This window comes from Terriglobia bacterium (genome assembly GCA_020072565.1).
In the GTDB taxonomy this organism is placed as follows: Bacteria; Acidobacteriota; UBA6911; order UBA6911; family UBA6911; genus JAFNAG01.
Genome location: JAIQGI010000020.1, coordinates 133200 through 149631, shown reverse-complemented (window position 1 = coordinate 149631; position 16432 = coordinate 133200). Strand labels below are relative to the sequence as shown.

Here is a 16432-nt window from a genome sequence, read left to right as displayed (position 1 = left end):
CCACATGTCCAAATATCCTGTGGAGCCTTTCGATCTGAGCCGCATCCACACTTACCCTCTGAAGGAGCGTTCGAGCAAGGTGGATGTGCGCAGCTTCGGCCGTCCCCATCTCAGAGGCGGATCGGTTGCCGATTTTCTCAACGGCCTGCCGGAGATCCTCGGCGCCAGGTGCTTGAGGAGTCTTGCCCATGCCATGGTTGAGGCGCGGGGCGCAGGTAAGCCGATCCTGTGGGGGCTCGGGGGTCACGTTGTCAAGACCGGGCTTAGCCCGATATTGATCGACCTGATGGATCGGGGGCTGGTCTCGGGAATTGCCCTGAATGGAGCCGGAGTCATCCATGATTTCGAGCTTGCCATCATCGGCTCTACCAGCGAGGACGTGGATGCCCAGCTGGATGAAGGCGCGTTTGGCATGGCCGAAGAAACCGGGCGGGACATCAACCTGGCGATCCGAGACGGTGCCGCCAACGGCGTCGGCATCGGGGAATCCCTGGGGCGCTGCCTCAGCGCCCAAGCGCCACCCTTCGGAGAGATCAGCCTGCTGTTGCAGGCCTATATGCGCGGCATCCCGGTCACTGTCCACATCACGATCGGCGCGGACACCATTCACAACCATCCCAGCTGCTCCCCTTCGTCTTTGGGCGAGGGCTCCCATCACGATTTCCGCCTGTTCGCGAGCCTGGTCGCCGGTCTCAACGGCGGCGGCGTTTACTTGAACTGCGGCTCGGCCGTGACGCTTCCCGAAGTCTTCCTGAAATGCGTTACGCTGGTGCGCAACAGCGGCAGAGAGCTCCAGGACTTCACCACGGCCAACCTCGATTTTTTCCAGCATTACCGGCCGCGGGAGAATGTACTCAGGAGGCCCGTGAAAAAAGGCGGCGAGGGCATTCCGCTCACCGGTCACCACGAAATCCTCATCCCCTTGCTCGCTGCCTGGCTGGTGGAACTATCTCCGCCTACCCGCAGCGACGAGTGAGCAGCGCTCCGTGCCGCCGGGGCACCGGTTCGCGAAATGACCGCCGCTGGTCCCCGAAAATCAGAAGTCAGGAGTCAGAAAAAGAAGCGGCGGAGCGAACCGACCAGCGACCTGCCAGTTTCTTGTCGGCACACCACGTATTCTCTGATTCCCACCCCTTACTCCTGACTCCATCCAGGTGGGTAACGGTCTACCCGCGCCGGGTAACCGGGAACACGGATATCCGGAAATCCGCCCGTTGTGTGTCTCGGGCCTGGCTGCGGGATGGTGCGTTGCATGGTGCAGATACAGCGATTTCGGTGCCGGACAGCTGCCTGGCACGATATTTGCTAGAGCTATGGGCATGAGACGGATCTGGCTGATGGGTGTAGTGGAGTGCTTCTGCATTCTGGTCATGTTCCCGCGCGTTGGGCCGGTCACGATGGCGCGGGCGCAGCAAGGCGCCATTCCGGATGAGCAGCGCCGGTTTCTGGACGTGCGCCGGCGTCAGATCGATCTGACTGCGGCGCGGGCGGCGCTCACGCGCATGCAGGAGCTGTTCAAACTGGGGCTGGTGCCGCAGACCGATCTTGACCACGCCCAGACGGCGGTCGACACGGCTCAGCTGAACTACCAGGAGGCGGTGCTGTCGCTGTTGAGTCTGCAACCTCGCCTTACCGTGACGCAGGCGGTCAAGCATCAGAGCAAGGACGGCCGCAAATTCGTGAGCCTGACGGTCCAGAACCTGACCCCCACCTTCGACGATTCGCAATTCAAGCTGCTCAGCAACTTTGAAGGCGCCGACCCGATTCCCGAGTCGCTGCGCACCCGCGATGTGCGCGACATCTTCATCTCGCTGCGGGCGGCTGGCGAAGCCGCCGGCCCCGGCGCGACAGGGGACTCGGCGGCGCGCGGAACGACCATCGCGCTCCCTTATGAGACGCACATCCCGGAGCTGAAGTACGGCGAATCAAAAAGCATGGAATTTCAGCTTCTTCGTGACGTTAACAGTGTGGTGGTCGCGTCGACATATAAGGGGCAGAACCAGGAGAACGTGGTCCAGCTGGAGCAGGCCGAGACCGAGAATGCGGTCAACATCTCCTCGATGCAGGTTTCCCAGGAAGCAGACCTGGGATCGCAGGCAACTTTCGAACTTAAGCTCGAGCGCTCGTCGGTGGACGTCCGGCAGTTCCAGCTGAAAGCTGTGAATCTGCCGCATCAGATCAGCTACAGCTTTGTCGACCTTACCAGCCAGGCGCGGCTGTCACAGCTGAATTTCCCCGCCGGCGTCACTCAGCAGACGCTCGGTCTGCGCCTGTTCCTGCCCGAACGCTCCGACGCGCAGGTGGTCATAGACCAGCCCCTCGAGTTTTGGGCTTTGGTGACGGATCAGTCTCAGGGGCAGCTCTTCCAGCAGGAACGGAGCTATGCTCCGGTGGAGATCGCACAGAGCCGTGCCGGGCGTGCGCGGCTGGTCATCACCCCGCGCGGACTCGGCAAGATCGAAGCCTCGGCCGCCAGCCTGTATTCGGAGATCCAGCCGGGGGAAACCATAGAGACGAACATCACGATCCGCAACACCGGCACACGAATCCTCGACAACATCAAGCTGACGACGGAATATCCGCTCAACTGGCGCGTCGAGGTCACGCCCGACATTGTGCCCGCGCTCGACATCAACCGCGAATCCCCGGTGAAGCTGCGGATTGTGCCCCCCTCCGACGTGATGGTGGGCGATTACGAGGTGAGGATCAAGACGGAAAGCTACGCTTACAACCGCAGGGTGCCTTCCGAGGACAAAATCTATCGCGTAAGTATCAAGGCTCAGACGAACGTTTGGGGCACAGCTGCTCTCGTAGGCGGCCTGCTGCTCATTGTCATCGGCATTGTCATCTTCGGTGTGAAGCTGACGCGGCGCTAGCCTCAGCCTCTCTCTGCGTTCTCTGCGAGCGCTTCATTGAAGGGCTTTTGAAAGGGTGGACCATGATCGAAGCCAAGAACTTGAGCAAGCGTTACGAAGACGGCGTCCTGGCACTGGATGCTCTGAATCTGAATGTGAAGCCAGGCGAGATCTACTGCCTGCTCGGCGCCAACGGCGCCGGGAAGACCACGACCATCAACCTGTTCCTGAATTTCATCGAGCCCACGAGCGGCGCGGCGCTGCTGAACGGCATCGATGTGGAAAAGGATCCCCTGGATGCCAAGAGGTACGTCGCCTATGTCTCCGAGAACGTGATGCTCTACGGCAACTTCACAGCACGCCAGAACCTCGACTTTTTTGCCAAGCTCGGCGGCAAGAAGAGCCTCAAGAAGGATGACTACTACCGCGTCATGCGCGAGGTCGGCCTGCCCGAGAGAGCCTTCGAACAGCGGTTGAAGGAATTCAGCAAGGGGATGCGGCAAAAACTGGGCATCGCCATCGCCATGATCAAGGACGCACCGGCACTGCTGCTCGACGAACCGACAGCAGGACTAGATCCCAAGGCTGGTGCGGAGTTTCTCGAGACTCTCGTCGAACTGCGGCGGCAGGGGAAAGCGATCCTGATGTCCACTCACGACATATTCCGCGCCAAGGATGTCGCCGACCGCGTCGGGATCATGAAGGAAGGTCGCAAGGTAATGGAGCGTACCCGCGAAGAACTCGAATTCGAAAACCTCGAACGCCTCTACCTCGACTACATGCGCGGCGGCATCGGCCCGGAAGTCAGAGACGAGGCGGCAAAGCAGAAGGATTTCTAGGACACAGTAAAGCCTCGTGGCCTTTGGGGTCTTCGCAGTCCGAATTCTGCCGGGAGTCAGTGATGTTTGCGACGGTGCTCAGGAAGGAAATTCTCGATTATCTTGTTTCGATACGCTTCCTCGTGCTGACGGCGCTTTGCGTTCTCCTGATTCCGCTCAGCCTGTACGTGAATCACGAGACCTACCGGCGCTGGTCGGCGGACTACAACGAGCAACTCAAGATCGAGTCGGAGATGGAGGGCCGCGGCAATCGTGGATATCACGGCGTGCGCCAGCCCTCGCCGCTCTCGGTTTTCGCCAACGGCATCGAGACCAGCCTGCCCAAAGACTTTTCTCTCCAGAACAAACAGATCTCTTTCGGAATCCCGAGGAGCTACGGCGATCCGATTTATGAGATCTTCGGGCGCATCGATTTCCTGTTCGTGGTGCAAACGGTACTGAGCCTTACCGCTCTTCTATTTGCATTCGACTCTGTGTCGGGGGAGAAGGAACTGGGCACCTTGAAGCTCGTCCTTGCCAATCCCGTGCCTCGGCATCAGGTGCTTCTGGGGAAATTCGCCGGAGGGATGATCGTTCTGATCGCTCCCCTGTTACTTTCCTTTGCGCTCGGTCTGGCCATGCTCACAATTGTCGGCTACCCCGTATTTCAGAGTGGCGTGATGGGTGGCGTCTTATGGATACTCGGCCTTGCGGTCACATATGTCGCCGTCTTTTTCCTGGCGGGTCTCCTGGTTTCGACTCTGACCCACCAGTCGAAGACGGCGCTGATCCTGCTCATGTTTGTCTGGGTCGTGCTCGTGCTGGGCGCCCCGCGCCTGAGCATCATGGCGGCCAAAGTAATCCGTCCCGTCGATGACGACTCCGTCGTGCTGCTGCGCAAGCGCCTGCTCACCGACACCATCGAGAAAGAGAAGGGCAACGCGCTCAAGCCGCTCTATTTCGAAAAGGCAAGGCAGAAAGGGTTGGGCAAAGGCCAGCTCATGTTTGACGCTGAAGATCCCGAATTCGTCCGGCGCAGGTTCGAGATCGCAGGCCCGTTTGAGGCCCGGTTGCGGGCGGAGCTGTCCCGGCTCGAAGAGGATCAGCAACGCCGGAAGCAGGCACAGTTGAATCTTGCCCACAACCTGTCCCGGTTCTCTCCCGCATCAATTCTCAGCTATCTGATGACGGATCTGGCGGACACAGGTGAGTACGTGAAGATCAAGTTCCTCGACGCCGTCCGCGAGCACTACGCCAACATGGACCGCCTGGTCTTCAGCAGGAGTTACAGCGACACCATCAGCGACAGCAACAGCAACTGGGGCTTCGGCGGCGATTTGCCGGGGAGTGGCGTGGCGAAGTCGAAGGATCTCCCGCTTTTCAGCCTCAGCTTCCCGCGCCGGACCGAAACCGTGGCGGCCAGCATTCCCGACATTGGCCTCCTGATCGGCTACGCCGCGTTGCTTTTCGCGGGGGCGACTCTGGCATTCCTCAAATACGACGTGAGGTGATTGCAATGATCTGGGTGATTGCACTGAAAGAGATCAGGGAGAACATTCTCAGCCTGCGCTTCATGCTCCTGCTGCTGCTGGCGGTAATTTTCATCCCTTCCTCTTTGTACACCAACTATCGCGCGTATCTTACGCGGTTGAATGATCAGCAGCAGATCGTGAAGAACAACAACGACTACCTGCGCAAGCTGCGCGCGACGCAGATCTTTACCACCCCCAACTTTACGGTCGATGTCTACTGGCCTCCCTCTCCAGCCTCCGTTTTCAGCGCCGGCTTCGAAGAGACTCATCCGCGCCACCTGGTGGTGGGAAAGAGCAGCGTGGAATACGGGGCGCCGCTCGACGTGCAGTCCTCGTCCGTTCTGTTCGGCAGCATGGACTACCTTTTCGTGGTGCAGTTCATTTTCAGCTTGTTTGCCGTTCTTCTCTCCTTCGATGCCATCACGCGCGAAAAAGAAAACGGGACACTGCGTACCATCCTGGCGAACCCGCTCGGCCGCGCCGCCCTGGCTACGGGCAAGCTTCTCGGAGGTTATCTCACGCTGGCAATCCCGCTGATTCTCGCCTTTTTGGTGGGGGTGGCGGTGCTGGCGGTCGCAGGACTCGACGTTTTCGGCGCGGATTTTATCGCCCGGACCGGATTGATTCTGGCATCGTCGCTGCTCTTCATTGCGGTATTTTTCGTCCTGGGCTTGCTGGTCTCCTCGATCGTGGCCTCGACCTATGCGGCGCTCGTGTTGTCGCTGGCCTTCTGGCTCGCCGCCGTCATGGTGCTGCCCAGGACCGCCTCGCAGAAGGTGAGCGCGGAGAACAGCCTCGAGCTGGAAAAAGGGCGCGCGCTGCAGGAAGCGGCGGAAAAGTCGTCGGTCGTGGACAAGGACGGGAAAAGGGTTGCCGGGCCGAATTGGCAGAAGGAACGCGATCAGATTGCCGCTCCCTATGAGGAGCGCACAACAAGAACCATCCAGGGCATCGAAGAAGATTATCGCCGCCGCAAAGCGGAACAACGACGCCTGGGTCTCTGGCTGGCGCGGCTGTCGCCGGCAGGCGCATTCGCCAGTTTTACCACCGAGATGGCCGGCACCGGCATCCGGGCGGAGGATCAGTTCGTGGCGGAAGCAGACCGCTATCGTGTGACCCTGCACCAGGAGCTCTTCAGCAGGTTCTATCGCGATGTCTACCCTAACGGCAGCGTCTCGATGGGGATGAACGGCCCCATCAGCACCGCCCAGCTTCCCGAGTTCAGGCTGCCCCGGGTAGCGGCCGGCAGCAGCATGCAGGGAAGCGACCTCGCCATACTGCTCCTGTGGTTCCTGCTTGCGGCGATCCTGACCTATACCGCTCTTGCCCGCTACGACGTGCGCTAGGAGGCGAGGCTGCTGATGCCGGCAGGAATTGGATCGACAATTTCGAGCAGATGGGGATCTTCATGATCTGGACGATTGCGCGCAAACAGGTGCTTACCGGTATCCTCACATATAAGTTTGTAGTGGGCTTTGTCCTTTGCCAGCTGCTTTTTTCGCTGAGCGCTGTGATCCTGACCCGCGACTATGAGGGGCGGCTGGCGGCGTTCAATTCGGGGACCAGCCTGCACACGACGCAACTCCAGCAGGCAAAGGTCTACTCCGAATTACTGGTGACGATTGACCGCCGACCCTCTCCGCTCAGTCCCCTCTGCGAAGGCTTTGACAAGCGGTTTGCCGGATCCGTGGATGTTTCCTATACCAGCATACCGACCATCAGCGTGGGGCAGACGGAGAAGAATCCTCTCATGGCTGCCCTGGATTCCCTCGATCTGGTTGCGATTGTGCAAATCGTGCTCGGCTTGCTTCTCCTGCTCTTTGCCTACGACGTCGTTTCCGGAGAGCGGGAGCAAGGAACTCTGGCTCAGACTCTTGCCAATCCGGTGCCCCGGAACAGTATCCTGGCGGGGCAGTATCTCGGCGGGATGCTGACGATTCTTCCTGTGTTTCTCATGGGAATGGGGCTTGCGGTTCTGATACTGAGAAACTCGCGTTCAGTTTCACTCTCGGCGCACGATTGGGCTCTCCTGGGTTTGATCATTTTGTTGTCGATCCTGTACATCTCGGTGCTTTTCCTCGCAGGGATGTTTATTTCGATTATGACCAGGAAGTCTGCCACTTCCCTGGTGATCGTTCTCTTCTTTTGGGTCATCTCTGTCATATTGCTTCCCCATGTCTCGGCTCATCTCGCTTCCAATCTCCGGCCCATCGAGGCTAAGTCTGTTGTGGACGCGAACGCTCGAAACCTTCAAACGGAGCTGTGGAACCGGCTCCAGGCATATTCAGAGCAGCACCCGAGACCCATCCATCGATGGGAATTTATCAAGGATAGGAGCGTTTTTACGGGTGACGTTCCCTACCCGATCAGGATTTACTACGCGCCCAGAGAGGTGATGCTTTGGGAACTCGAGGGTCTGAAGTACTGCCTGCGGCTCGACATGGAATATGCTGAGAAGACTTATAGCCTGTACCGCAACTACGAGCTCGCCTTGGCTTCCCAGGCGGCACTGGCGGGGGCCATGGGCCGCCTATCCCCGGCCTGGATTTATTACCACGCCGCATCCATCCTCGCCGGCACGGATTCGGGAAGCTTCCTGCGCTTTCTGGACCAGACCAGGCGCTATCGCCGGGACCTGATCCAGTACGTGCAAGACAAAGGCGGTCTGTACTCCTCCGCCTATTTCACGCGCATCGATGTCGAGAAGCTTCCTACGACCCAGGACCTGGACATCATGAAGGCCAGCCGTGGGCAACGTGCAGTTGATAACATGATAGGGCCTGGGTGGGACGCGGTAGCGCCTCTGAACCTGTATGACATGCCCGGCTGGGATTCTGCGCCCGATGCTTTTGCAGCGCGCGTCAGATCCGCACTCCCCGAGGCAGGAATTCTGTTGTTTCTCAACCTTGTTCTCTTTCTCGCTGCCCACGTGGGCATGTTGAGGACGGACGTGAGGCCATATTAGAGGTGCGATCGCGATGCTCCGGGAAATCATCATAAAGGAAATGCGGGATCAGCTCCTGAGTCTGAGGTTGATGTTGTCCTTTCTGCTGGTCCTTCTCCTGATGGTCGCAAATGCCCTCCTGTTTCAGGCGGGAAACAAGCAGAAGCTCGCAGATTACAGCCGGGATGTAAGCCTGAATCTGGCGGCGCTGGCGCGGAGAGCCTCATCCGGCTTCCCCTTGTTCCAGGCATTCAGCTTTAGCGACCAGCTCATCTATCGGCGTCCGAATCCGCTGGGCTTCGTTGCCGAGGGCCACGACAAAGATCTGCCGAACGTTTTTCAAGTCAACGCATTCCGGCTCAGGGCTCCCGAGTTCAATCTGCGCGGCAATCCGCTTCTATGGCGGTTTGACAACCTGGACTGGGCCTTTATCGTGACTGTGCTTCTGAGCTTTGCAGCGATCGTGCTGGTCTATGACGGTATTAATGGCGAGAAACAACGAGGTACCTTGCGCCTGATGATGTCTCAACCGGTGTCGCGCGCAACCATCCTGCTTGGGAAATATTTTAGTGCTGCGATCGTGCTCATTATTCCACTCATGGCAGGGATTCTGTTGGACATGCTCATCCTCGGTCTTGGAGGCTCCGTCCAGTTCGAAGCGGGCTTCGTATGGAGGCTGACGATCAGTTTCGTGTTGAGCGTGATCTACATTTCTCTTTTTGTGCTGCTTGGGCTGTTCCTCTCGGCGCGCAGCAAGACGCCGGTCATCAGCTTGGTTTCGGGGCTCCTGATATGGGTATTCCTGGTAATCGTCATTCCGGCTGGCGGGAATCTGACTGCGCGGGGATTCGTGCGCCTGCCCACAGAGGATCGAGTCCAGGAAGAGGCACAGCGCGCCTGGGGCGAGGCGGTTGAAAACTACAACCAGCGCCATCCTCATCCGGATAATTGGATCATGAGCGGCAGGTGGTCTCCCGGCGAACCCTTGCTGCGGGCATTCGAAGCCGATCAGGCATGGGGCCGGGTTTTCCAGGCTTATCAGGACAGCAAGATATCCCAGATCAAGCTGGGGCTGAAGATTGCGGCATTCTCGCCGGCAGCTCTCCTGACAGAGACTTTGGAAAGAACGGTTGAGTCCGGAATTCCCCATTACGAGAACTTTTTGAAATCGGCGCGGCGCTATCAGATAGAGCTGGCGAGCTACCTCGACAGCAAGTTTCCCTTGGACAAGACATATCCGTTGAAACGCGACCAGGCTACTGATCGTGTCTTGGGCGGCATGCAGGTGGATTTTGCCTCCATCCCCAAATTCGAAGACCGGCCGGCGCCGGCATCCGAAATGGCCGCCCCCCTGCTCCAGAACGCTGCGATTCTGACCTTGATCAACCTCATCCTGTTCACTGCCGCCTTCGTCTCGTTCCTGCGCTACGACGTCCGCTGACCCCTCCCCTCGGTGTCGGACCCAGGCAAGCCCCTCGGACCCACGTAAGTTAAATACCTGCAGCAGATATGCGGAAGAGGGGTTGCAGCCCAATTGGGATTGGGGCCGTTTTCGGCTCTTATGTTTCCGTTAACCTATAGAAGACATTAAATTTGTCCTGGTCCTACCCCGGTAACGTCCATGTGGTAGTCGCGCATTTTGTTGAAGAGGGTCTTGCGGCTGATGCCCAGGCTTTCGGCCGTAGCGGTCCGGTTGTCATGGTGTTGGGCAAGACGGGAAATGATCAGCATTTTCTCGAGGCGCTCTGTGGCTTCCTTGACGGCGTCGGCGAGCTTGATCGTATCGTATTCCACACCGTGGGAGAGCTCTCTGCCACGCATTTCACCTCGGATACGGGGTGGAAGGTCGGACGGCATCAGAGTGTGGCTATCGCAAAGGATCATGGACCGGCACAGAGTATTCTCCAGCTCCCGCACATTTCCGGGCCAGTCGTAGTGCAATAGCAGCTGGCGTGCTGCCGGGCTGACCGATTTGACCGCAAGCTTCAGCTCCGACTGGAAGCGGTCAAGCAGGTGGTCGACCAACAGGGGCAGATCTTCGATCCGATCCCGCAAAGGGGGGAGCTTGATGTTGACGACGTTGATGCGCCAAAAAAGGTCTTCGCGGAACTCCCCCTTGCGGACGGCCCGTTCCAGGTCCTTGTTGGTGGCCGCGATGACCCTCACATCGACTGGGACCGGTTCGCGCCCGCCCACGGGCGTCACTTCGTGTTCCTGCAGAGCACGCAGCAACTTCGCCTGAGCCTCGAGAGACAGATCCCCCACTTCGTCGAGAAAGAGTGAGCCGCCGGCAGCCAGCTCGAATCTTCCCTCCCTGCTTTCGCGCGCTCCGGTAAAGGCGCCCTTCCGGTGCCCGAAAAACTCGGCCTCGATCAGATCCTGAGGGATCGCGCTGCAATTCACGGCGACAAACGGAGCGGCGGCTCGTCGGCTGCGGCGGTGAAGCGCGCGCGCGACCAGCTCCTTGCCGGTTCCCGACTCGCCGGCGATCAGAACCGTAGCATCGACGCCCGCGACTTTCGCCATGATTCGGAAGACTTCCCGCATCGGGGGACTGATCCCGACGATCTCGTTGAAGCCGTAGCGCGCCTCCAGCTCCGTCCGCAGGTCTTCGAGTTCCGCATTCATGCTGCGCATACGCAAGGCGCGGTCGATGATCAGGAGAAGTTCGTCATTGTCGAAAGGCTTGGCCAGGTAGTCGAAGGCGCCGAGCCGCATGGCTTCGACCGCCGAGCGGATCGTGCCAAAGGCGGTCATCATAATGCAGTCCGCTTGCGGCGCCCGCTCCAGCAGTTTCTGCAGAACCTCCATGCCCCCCATGCCCGGCAGGCTGATGTCGAGCAGAATGATATTGGGCTGAAACTCCGGCTGTAGCGTCAATGCTTCCTCGCCGGTTTCTGCTTCCAGGACCGCGTGCCCGCCCTCCGCGAGCAGGACCGACAGGATGCGGCGAATCTGTTTTTCGTCATCGACAATCAGAATGCGACTCACTTCAGACCTCCGACATCAGATATGCGAACTCGGAAGTTGTGGAACTCGACATCATAGCAGCGGGAAGCGCAGCGTTACTATCGTTCCTTTGCCGACCTCGCTGGCGAGGTCTATCTCTCCCTCATGCCGATGAACGATCCCGTGGCAGACGGATAAACCTAAGCCCGTCCCCTCCCGTTTGGTGGTGAAAAATGGATCGAAGACCTTGTCCAGGTGTTCAGACGGAATTCCTGTTCCGGAGTCGCTGATTCTGATCTGGACCCAGCGGCCGGCGACCGGAGTCATTCCGGCCTGCCATTCCTCGACGGTTGTCTGGAGACGGCCTCCGTCGGGCATGGCCTGAAGGGCGTTCAGCAGGAGATTGAGAAAGACCTGCTTGAGTTGTCCGATGTCCCCCATGATCTGGAAACGGTGAGCCGTTTCCGCGAGCTTCACTTCGACCCCCTGGCGCTGAGCCTGGGCACTGACCAGGGTGAGCGACCGGGCGAGCACATCCCCGATGTCGACCGGCTCCGGTACGATCTCACCAAGACGGGTCAGGCTGAGCAGACCATTGACAGTGCGATCAATGCGATCTACTTCGGTCAGCAACTCCTGCAACAGCGCTCGCTTTGGATTGGACTCCTCGTATTCGTGCACGGCGTATTGGATTGTGGACCGGATCGCGGTGAGCGGATTGCGGATTTCATGTGCGACGCCCGCGGCGAGCTGGCCGGCCGCGGCAAGGCGCTCGGCCCGGTAAATGCGCCGCAGGCGCTCGCGCTGCTCGTGATACAGGTATGCATTCTCGAACGCCAGGCTGGCCTGGCCCGCCAGCAGCTGGAGCAGCTCGAGGTCGTGGGGGGACAAATCCCACCCGGCTTTCTCCGATCCCAGCATGATGATGCCGGTAAGACGATTCAGCGAAATCAAGGGGACGCAAAAACGGATCTGCAACCGGCCGAGCATCTCCTGCTCTGCTTCGCTCAGGTATTCGTCCACCCCGGATGTTCGGGGCACGATAAGGCAAGTCTCGTTGACGAGAAGCCATTTGGCCAGACGCCCGTGCCGGCGCAGAGGAGAATTGCCCAAGACGTTCAAGTCGAAACCGAGGCTGAAGGTGGGCTTGAATGTGCCTCTCTCGGGATCGAGCTGCAAGATCAGAATCCGATCACATGCGAACAGCTCGGTCAGCCGCGCTCCGATGCTGGCCTGGAGTGATTCCGGATCGACGATGAGGAGCAGGGAGCGATTGAAGTCCTGCACGGCCTGCCGGCTGATGGCCCTCTGCCGCCGGAATCCTGCCGGGATCTTATGTATTTGCACCATAGCCTCTCATGCCGCAAGAATTATAAGACCGCCCGGCACTCGCTGGCAAAAACGATAACCATGAAATATGTGGGAACCCACGAAAAGACTCTCGTGTGTTTCGTGAGTTTTGCGGGCTCTGCTCAGGACTTTATCAGTTGGGCGGCGTATTTCATGAAGGCGATGAACTTCTCATCCTGCCTGATGGGATCGAAGTCCTTCTCCGTGCGGAGAGCTTCCAGGTTTGTAAATCCGTTGGTTAGGGCCTGCTGCAGGTTCTCCACCGCACGCTCAGCGTTGCCCATGGAGGCATAGAAGCGCGCCATGAAGTAATTCTTTTCCGCGCTGCTTTTCTGTGCAACCGCGGCCACCAGGCCGTCGCCGACGGATCTCTTCATAATATCGGGGTCGAGGCTGAGTCCCTTCCTCAACTCCTGCAAGCCCTTTTCATATTTCCCTTTCTCGAAGAGGAGGGTTCCCAGGTTGATGTGAAATGACGCCTCATCGTTTTTCAAGCCGATAGCTTTGCGGAAGTACGCCTCCGCCTTTTTCTTATTGTTGTCGGCGAAGTAGACAGAACCCAGGTTGTTGTATGAGAAGGAATACTTCGGATCGAGCGCGATGGAGCGATTAAAGGCCGAGATCGCCTCCGGGTAGAAACGGAGCCGGGAATAGGTAATCCCGAGCTTGTTCTGGACGTACTCGCTGTTCGGATTGAGCCGCCCTGCTTCCAGGTATTTGATCAGAGCAGCATAGTAATCCTTGCGCGCGAATGCGATATCGCCTTCTGTCGCCACCGTGTTTGCCCGTGCCAGGTCCTCGGGTGCGACTGGAACCCGCACTGTCGCAGGTCTGCAGCCCGCAGCCGTGCACAGCAGGATCGACACGAGGGCGGTCATGGCAATACGGCTCGCCCATGGGCGAAGCCCTGGAGGGCTCATCCTGCTCCCTGTATGCCTGCCTCGGTGTGCAAACATTTAAGCATATCTTAGGCTTTCCTGATTTTTGGCGCAAGCCAATGCCGATGTCCGGCGACAGTATGTGAATCAGATCAGCCCGAGCTCAGCGATCGACAAGCCACTGGGGCGCGAAGGCTCCCGGAATCGTTGTCCTTGACGGGCTTTTTGTCGCCGCTGAATCCTGGAGGCTCGGCAGTCTTCCGCTGGAGCGTGACTACAGCGTTCCTACGAAGCTCGAGGCCTTGATGTTGAAGTCGATCGTGCGCTGGAGGACGATCAAATCCAACGGCACCTGGTAATGGATTTGGACCTGCACCTGCCCGGCAAGGCGCTCGATCTTGATATCCTCCCGCTTGAGGCGGATCTCGTTTTTTTTCGCCACATCCAGGATGTTTTGCGCCAGGACCTCGTCCGAGAAGAAATGAGCGCCGGCACGGGTGACTTCCGTGCTGACGTCTCCGGACAGGCTCTTGTAAGCAAAATAGGGCGGGCCAGCCCGCACCCCGATGAGGATCATGACGCCGAGGAGGATGATGGAAACAAGGCAGCCCAGCGCACCCTTCCCCTCGGAGCTGTGTAGCATGTGGATGCTTTTCATTGTGGGTCGCATAACTATTCCTTCGGGGGGAATTCTCTCCAGGACTGATCGGCCGGCGCCGGCAATTTCGTTAGTGGAGATTCACGGATGTCCATCGGTACCCGACAGGACCGCAAACCATTATTCAACCTTGAGGACTGCCAGGAAGGCTTCCTGGGGGATCTCGACTTTACCCAGCTTTTTCATGCGTTTTTTGCCCTCCTTCTGCTTCTCCAGGAGCTTGCGCTTGCGGGTGATGTCCCCGCCGTAGCACTTCGCGATCACGTTCTTACGCATCGGGCGCACCACTTCGCGTGCGATCACCTTGCTGCCGATAGCGGCCTGGATCACAACCTCGAACATCTGCCGCGGGATCAGCTCCTTCATCTTGGCGGCCAGAGCCCTGCCGCGCTGCGGCGCATTGTCCTGGTGGACAATGAGGGAGAGGGCGTCCACAGGCTCGCCGCTGACGAGGATGTCGAGCTTCACCAGCCGGGACTCTTTGTAGCCCGAGAAGTGGTAATCCAGCGATGCGTATCCCCGGGAGACGGATTTCAGGCGGTCATAGAAATCGAGGACGATCTCGCCCAGCGGGAGTTCATAGGTGATCAGGACGCGGTTGGTCGTGACGTACTCGAAGCCCTTTTGCACGCCGCGCTTTTCCTCCGCCAGTTTCAGAATCGGGCCGACGTAATCGCTGTGCGAGATGATCATGGCCGTGATCATGGGCTCCTCGAACATGAGGAGATCCCCGGCGGGCGGCAGCTTGGAGGGATTGTGTATCTCGACCACCTCGCCCTTTCTGGTCGTGACGCGATAGCGCACACCAGGGGCGGTCGTGATCAGCGACAGGTTGAACTCCCGTTCCAGACGCTCCTGAACGATCTCCATATGCAACAGCCCGAGGAAGCCGCAACGGAAACCGAATCCGAGTGCGCCCGAGGTGTCGGGTTCGTAGTAGAAAGAGGAGTCGTTGAGCTGAAGCTTCTCGAGGGCGTCGCGCAGGTCCTCGTACTGCGCATTGTCCGTCGGATAGAGGCCGGCGAAAACCATCGGCTTCACTTCCTGGAAGCCCGGCAACGCCGCCGCCGTGGGACGCACATCGTCTGTGATTGTGTCGCCGATCTTGCTGTCGGCGACGCGCTTGATGCCGGCGGCGACAAAGCCGACCTCTCCCACCGACAACTCGTCCACTTCCTGGAATTTGGGGGTGATGACACCCACCTGCTCCACGGTAAACGCCTGCTGGATGGCCATGAGCCGGATCCTCATCCCGCGGCGGAGAGTGCCGTCGATCACCCTGATGAGCACAATTACTCCGCGGTAGGGGTCGAACCAGGAATCAAAGACCAGGGCCTTGAGCGGCTTCTCATATTCCCCCCGGGGCGGAGGGCAACGGCGGACAACGGCTTCGAGGATCTCCTCCGTGCCGATCCCTTCCTTTGCGCTGGCGAGAATGGCATCCTTGGCGTCCAATCCGATGATGTTCTCGATCTGCTCCCTGGCGCGTTCGACGTCGGCACTCGGAAGATCGATCTTGTTGATGACCGGCACGATTTCCAGGTGATGGTCCAGCGCCAGATAGGTGTTGGCCAGGGTCTGGGCTTCAACCCCCTGGGATGCGTCGACAACCAGAAGCGCACCCTCGCACGCGGCGAGGCTGCGTGAAACCTCATAGGAAAAATCGACGTGGCCCGGAGTATCGATGAGATTCAGAAGGTAGTCGTTGCCGTCCTCGGCGTGATATTTCAAGCGTACGGCGTGGGCCTTGATGGTGATGCCGCGCTCCCGCTCCAGGTCCATGGCATCCAGCACCTGGTCGGCCATTTCCCGCTTGGTGAGAGCACCTGTGAGTTCCAGCAGGCGATCGGCTAGGGTCGACTTGCCATGGTCGATGTGGGCAATAATGGAAAAGTTGCGTATGTATGCCTTGTCGGTCACAACCCCAGATCCTCTTTCGATGATTCACCGCAAACCTCGAATAGTAGCATATCGGGTAGATACCCGACATCACCACGTGCAGAAATCCTGGCGCAGAAGCAGCAGTCATGCCTTCTCCGCGCCATGGGCGTTCTTCGGTTTTGCGACCAATGTCTACCATTTGCTCATATGGTGGTGATCTACACTCTGGCCAGCCTGGTCATCCCCAAGGAGACCTGGGCCACATCTTTTTCTTTCCTCGCAAGCGCCTCGCTCCTGGGCGCTGCTATCGGGTCGGTGGCCGCCGGAATTCTTACGCACTTGAGCATCCGGGCTATTTTTTTCTTCAACGGCAGTGTTTTTTTCCTGCTTCTGATATATGCGTGGAAATCAATTGGGCCCGCAATTCGCGCGGCACATACGACCTCCGAGTTCCGACCTCCGATCTGAACCGGTTCGGTGAAATTGGGTGCATGCGGTCATCTTCAAACGTCCTGGAGTGCCCTGCTTGCGCGCGAAAGGCCGTTCCGGATATAACTGATGGGAATC

At 58.9% G+C, this 16432-nt stretch carries 13 protein-coding genes; 7 read left to right on the top strand and 6 right to left on the bottom strand.

The genetic code is table 11. From position 1 onward, the window contains the following. Positions 1-4: 4 nt before the first annotated feature. From LAP85_14335 to LAP85_14305, 7 genes are all read left to right on the top strand, one after another. Positions 5-976: a hypothetical protein gene (locus LAP85_14335; protein MBZ5497577.1), complete on the top strand. Its 972-nt coding sequence runs from the start codon at positions 5-7 to the stop codon at positions 974-976. Positions 977-1319: 343 nt separating this feature from the next. Then, positions 1320-2876: a hypothetical protein gene (locus LAP85_14330; protein MBZ5497576.1), complete on the top strand. Its 1557-nt coding sequence runs from the start codon at positions 1320-1322 to the stop codon at positions 2874-2876. A gap of 62 nt (positions 2877-2938) precedes the next feature. Continuing rightward, positions 2939-3694, top strand: coding sequence for an ABC transporter ATP-binding protein (locus tag LAP85_14325; protein MBZ5497575.1), 756 nt, complete (start codon positions 2939-2941; stop codon positions 3692-3694). 62 nt (positions 3695-3756) lie between these two features. After that, positions 3757-5184 (top strand): ABC transporter permease, encoded by a 1428-nt coding sequence (locus LAP85_14320; protein ID MBZ5497574.1) that lies wholly within the window; start codon positions 3757-3759, stop codon positions 5182-5184. Between the two features lie 5 nt (positions 5185-5189). Beyond that, positions 5190-6551: an ABC transporter permease subunit gene (locus tag LAP85_14315; protein ID MBZ5497573.1), complete on the top strand. Its 1362-nt coding sequence runs from the start codon at positions 5190-5192 to the stop codon at positions 6549-6551. Positions 6552-6613: 62 nt separating this feature from the next. Further along, a complete protein-coding gene (locus LAP85_14310; protein ID MBZ5497572.1) occupies positions 6614-8170 on the top strand; it encodes an ABC transporter permease subunit in 1557 nt (518 codons plus the stop codon). A gap of 13 nt (positions 8171-8183) precedes the next feature. Further along, a complete protein-coding gene (locus LAP85_14305; protein ID MBZ5497571.1) occupies positions 8184-9590 on the top strand; it encodes an ABC transporter permease in 1407 nt (468 codons plus the stop codon). A gap of 146 nt (positions 9591-9736) precedes the next feature. Here the strand turns inward: LAP85_14305 and LAP85_14300 are convergent, their stop codons facing one another. The 6 genes from LAP85_14300 to LAP85_14275 all read right to left on the bottom strand — a co-directional run bounded on the left by LAP85_14300 (position 9737) and on the right by LAP85_14275 (position 16233). Next, a complete protein-coding gene (locus LAP85_14300) occupies positions 9737-11140 on the bottom strand; it encodes a sigma-54 dependent transcriptional regulator (protein MBZ5497570.1) in 1404 nt (467 codons plus the stop codon). Between the two features lie 51 nt (positions 11141-11191). After that, on the bottom strand, positions 11192-12448 hold the full coding sequence (locus LAP85_14295; protein ID MBZ5497569.1) for a GAF domain-containing protein: 1257 nt from the start codon (positions 12446-12448) through the stop codon (positions 11192-11194). Between the two features lie 122 nt (positions 12449-12570). Continuing rightward, complete coding sequence (locus LAP85_14290) at positions 12571-13368, bottom strand: tetratricopeptide repeat protein (GenBank protein ID MBZ5497568.1); 798 nt, start codon at positions 13366-13368, stop codon at positions 12571-12573. A gap of 232 nt (positions 13369-13600) precedes the next feature. Continuing rightward, positions 13601-13996, bottom strand: a complete 396-nt coding sequence (locus LAP85_14285; protein ID MBZ5497567.1) for a hypothetical protein — start codon at positions 13994-13996, stop codon at positions 13601-13603. Between the two features lie 108 nt (positions 13997-14104). Then, entirely contained in the window at positions 14105-15904 is a 1800-nt protein-coding gene (gene lepA, locus LAP85_14280) for a translation elongation factor 4 (protein ID MBZ5497566.1), read from the bottom strand. A 179-nt stretch (positions 15905-16083) separates the two neighbouring features. Beyond that, positions 16084-16233, bottom strand: coding sequence for a hypothetical protein (locus LAP85_14275; protein ID MBZ5497565.1), 150 nt, complete (start codon positions 16231-16233; stop codon positions 16084-16086). Positions 16234-16432: the final 199 nt, after the last annotated feature.

Excerpts from the sequence above, each read along its gene's own strand:
- LAP85_14335 (MBZ5497577.1), top strand. The coding sequence starts at position 5 with ATGTCCAAATATCCTGTGGAGCCTTTCGATCTGAGCCGCATCCACACT.
- LAP85_14330 (MBZ5497576.1), top strand. The coding sequence starts at position 1,320 with ATGAGACGGATCTGGCTGATGGGTGTAGTGGAGTGCTTCTGCATTCTG.
- LAP85_14325 (MBZ5497575.1), top strand. The coding sequence starts at position 2,939 with ATGATCGAAGCCAAGAACTTGAGCAAGCGTTACGAAGACGGCGTCCTG.
- LAP85_14320 (MBZ5497574.1), top strand. The coding sequence starts at position 3,757 with ATGTTTGCGACGGTGCTCAGGAAGGAAATTCTCGATTATCTTGTTTCG.
- LAP85_14315 (MBZ5497573.1), top strand. The coding sequence starts at position 5,190 with ATGATCTGGGTGATTGCACTGAAAGAGATCAGGGAGAACATTCTCAGC.
- LAP85_14310 (MBZ5497572.1), top strand. The coding sequence starts at position 6,614 with ATGATCTGGACGATTGCGCGCAAACAGGTGCTTACCGGTATCCTCACA.
- LAP85_14305 (MBZ5497571.1), top strand. The coding sequence starts at position 8,184 with ATGCTCCGGGAAATCATCATAAAGGAAATGCGGGATCAGCTCCTGAGT.
- LAP85_14295 (MBZ5497569.1), bottom strand. The coding sequence starts at position 12,448 with ATGGTGCAAATACATAAGATCCCGGCAGGATTCCGGCGGCAGAGGGCC.
- LAP85_14290 (MBZ5497568.1), bottom strand. The coding sequence starts at position 13,368 with ATGAGCCCTCCAGGGCTTCGCCCATGGGCGAGCCGTATTGCCATGACC.
- LAP85_14285 (MBZ5497567.1), bottom strand. The coding sequence starts at position 13,996 with ATGCGACCCACAATGAAAAGCATCCACATGCTACACAGCTCCGAGGGG.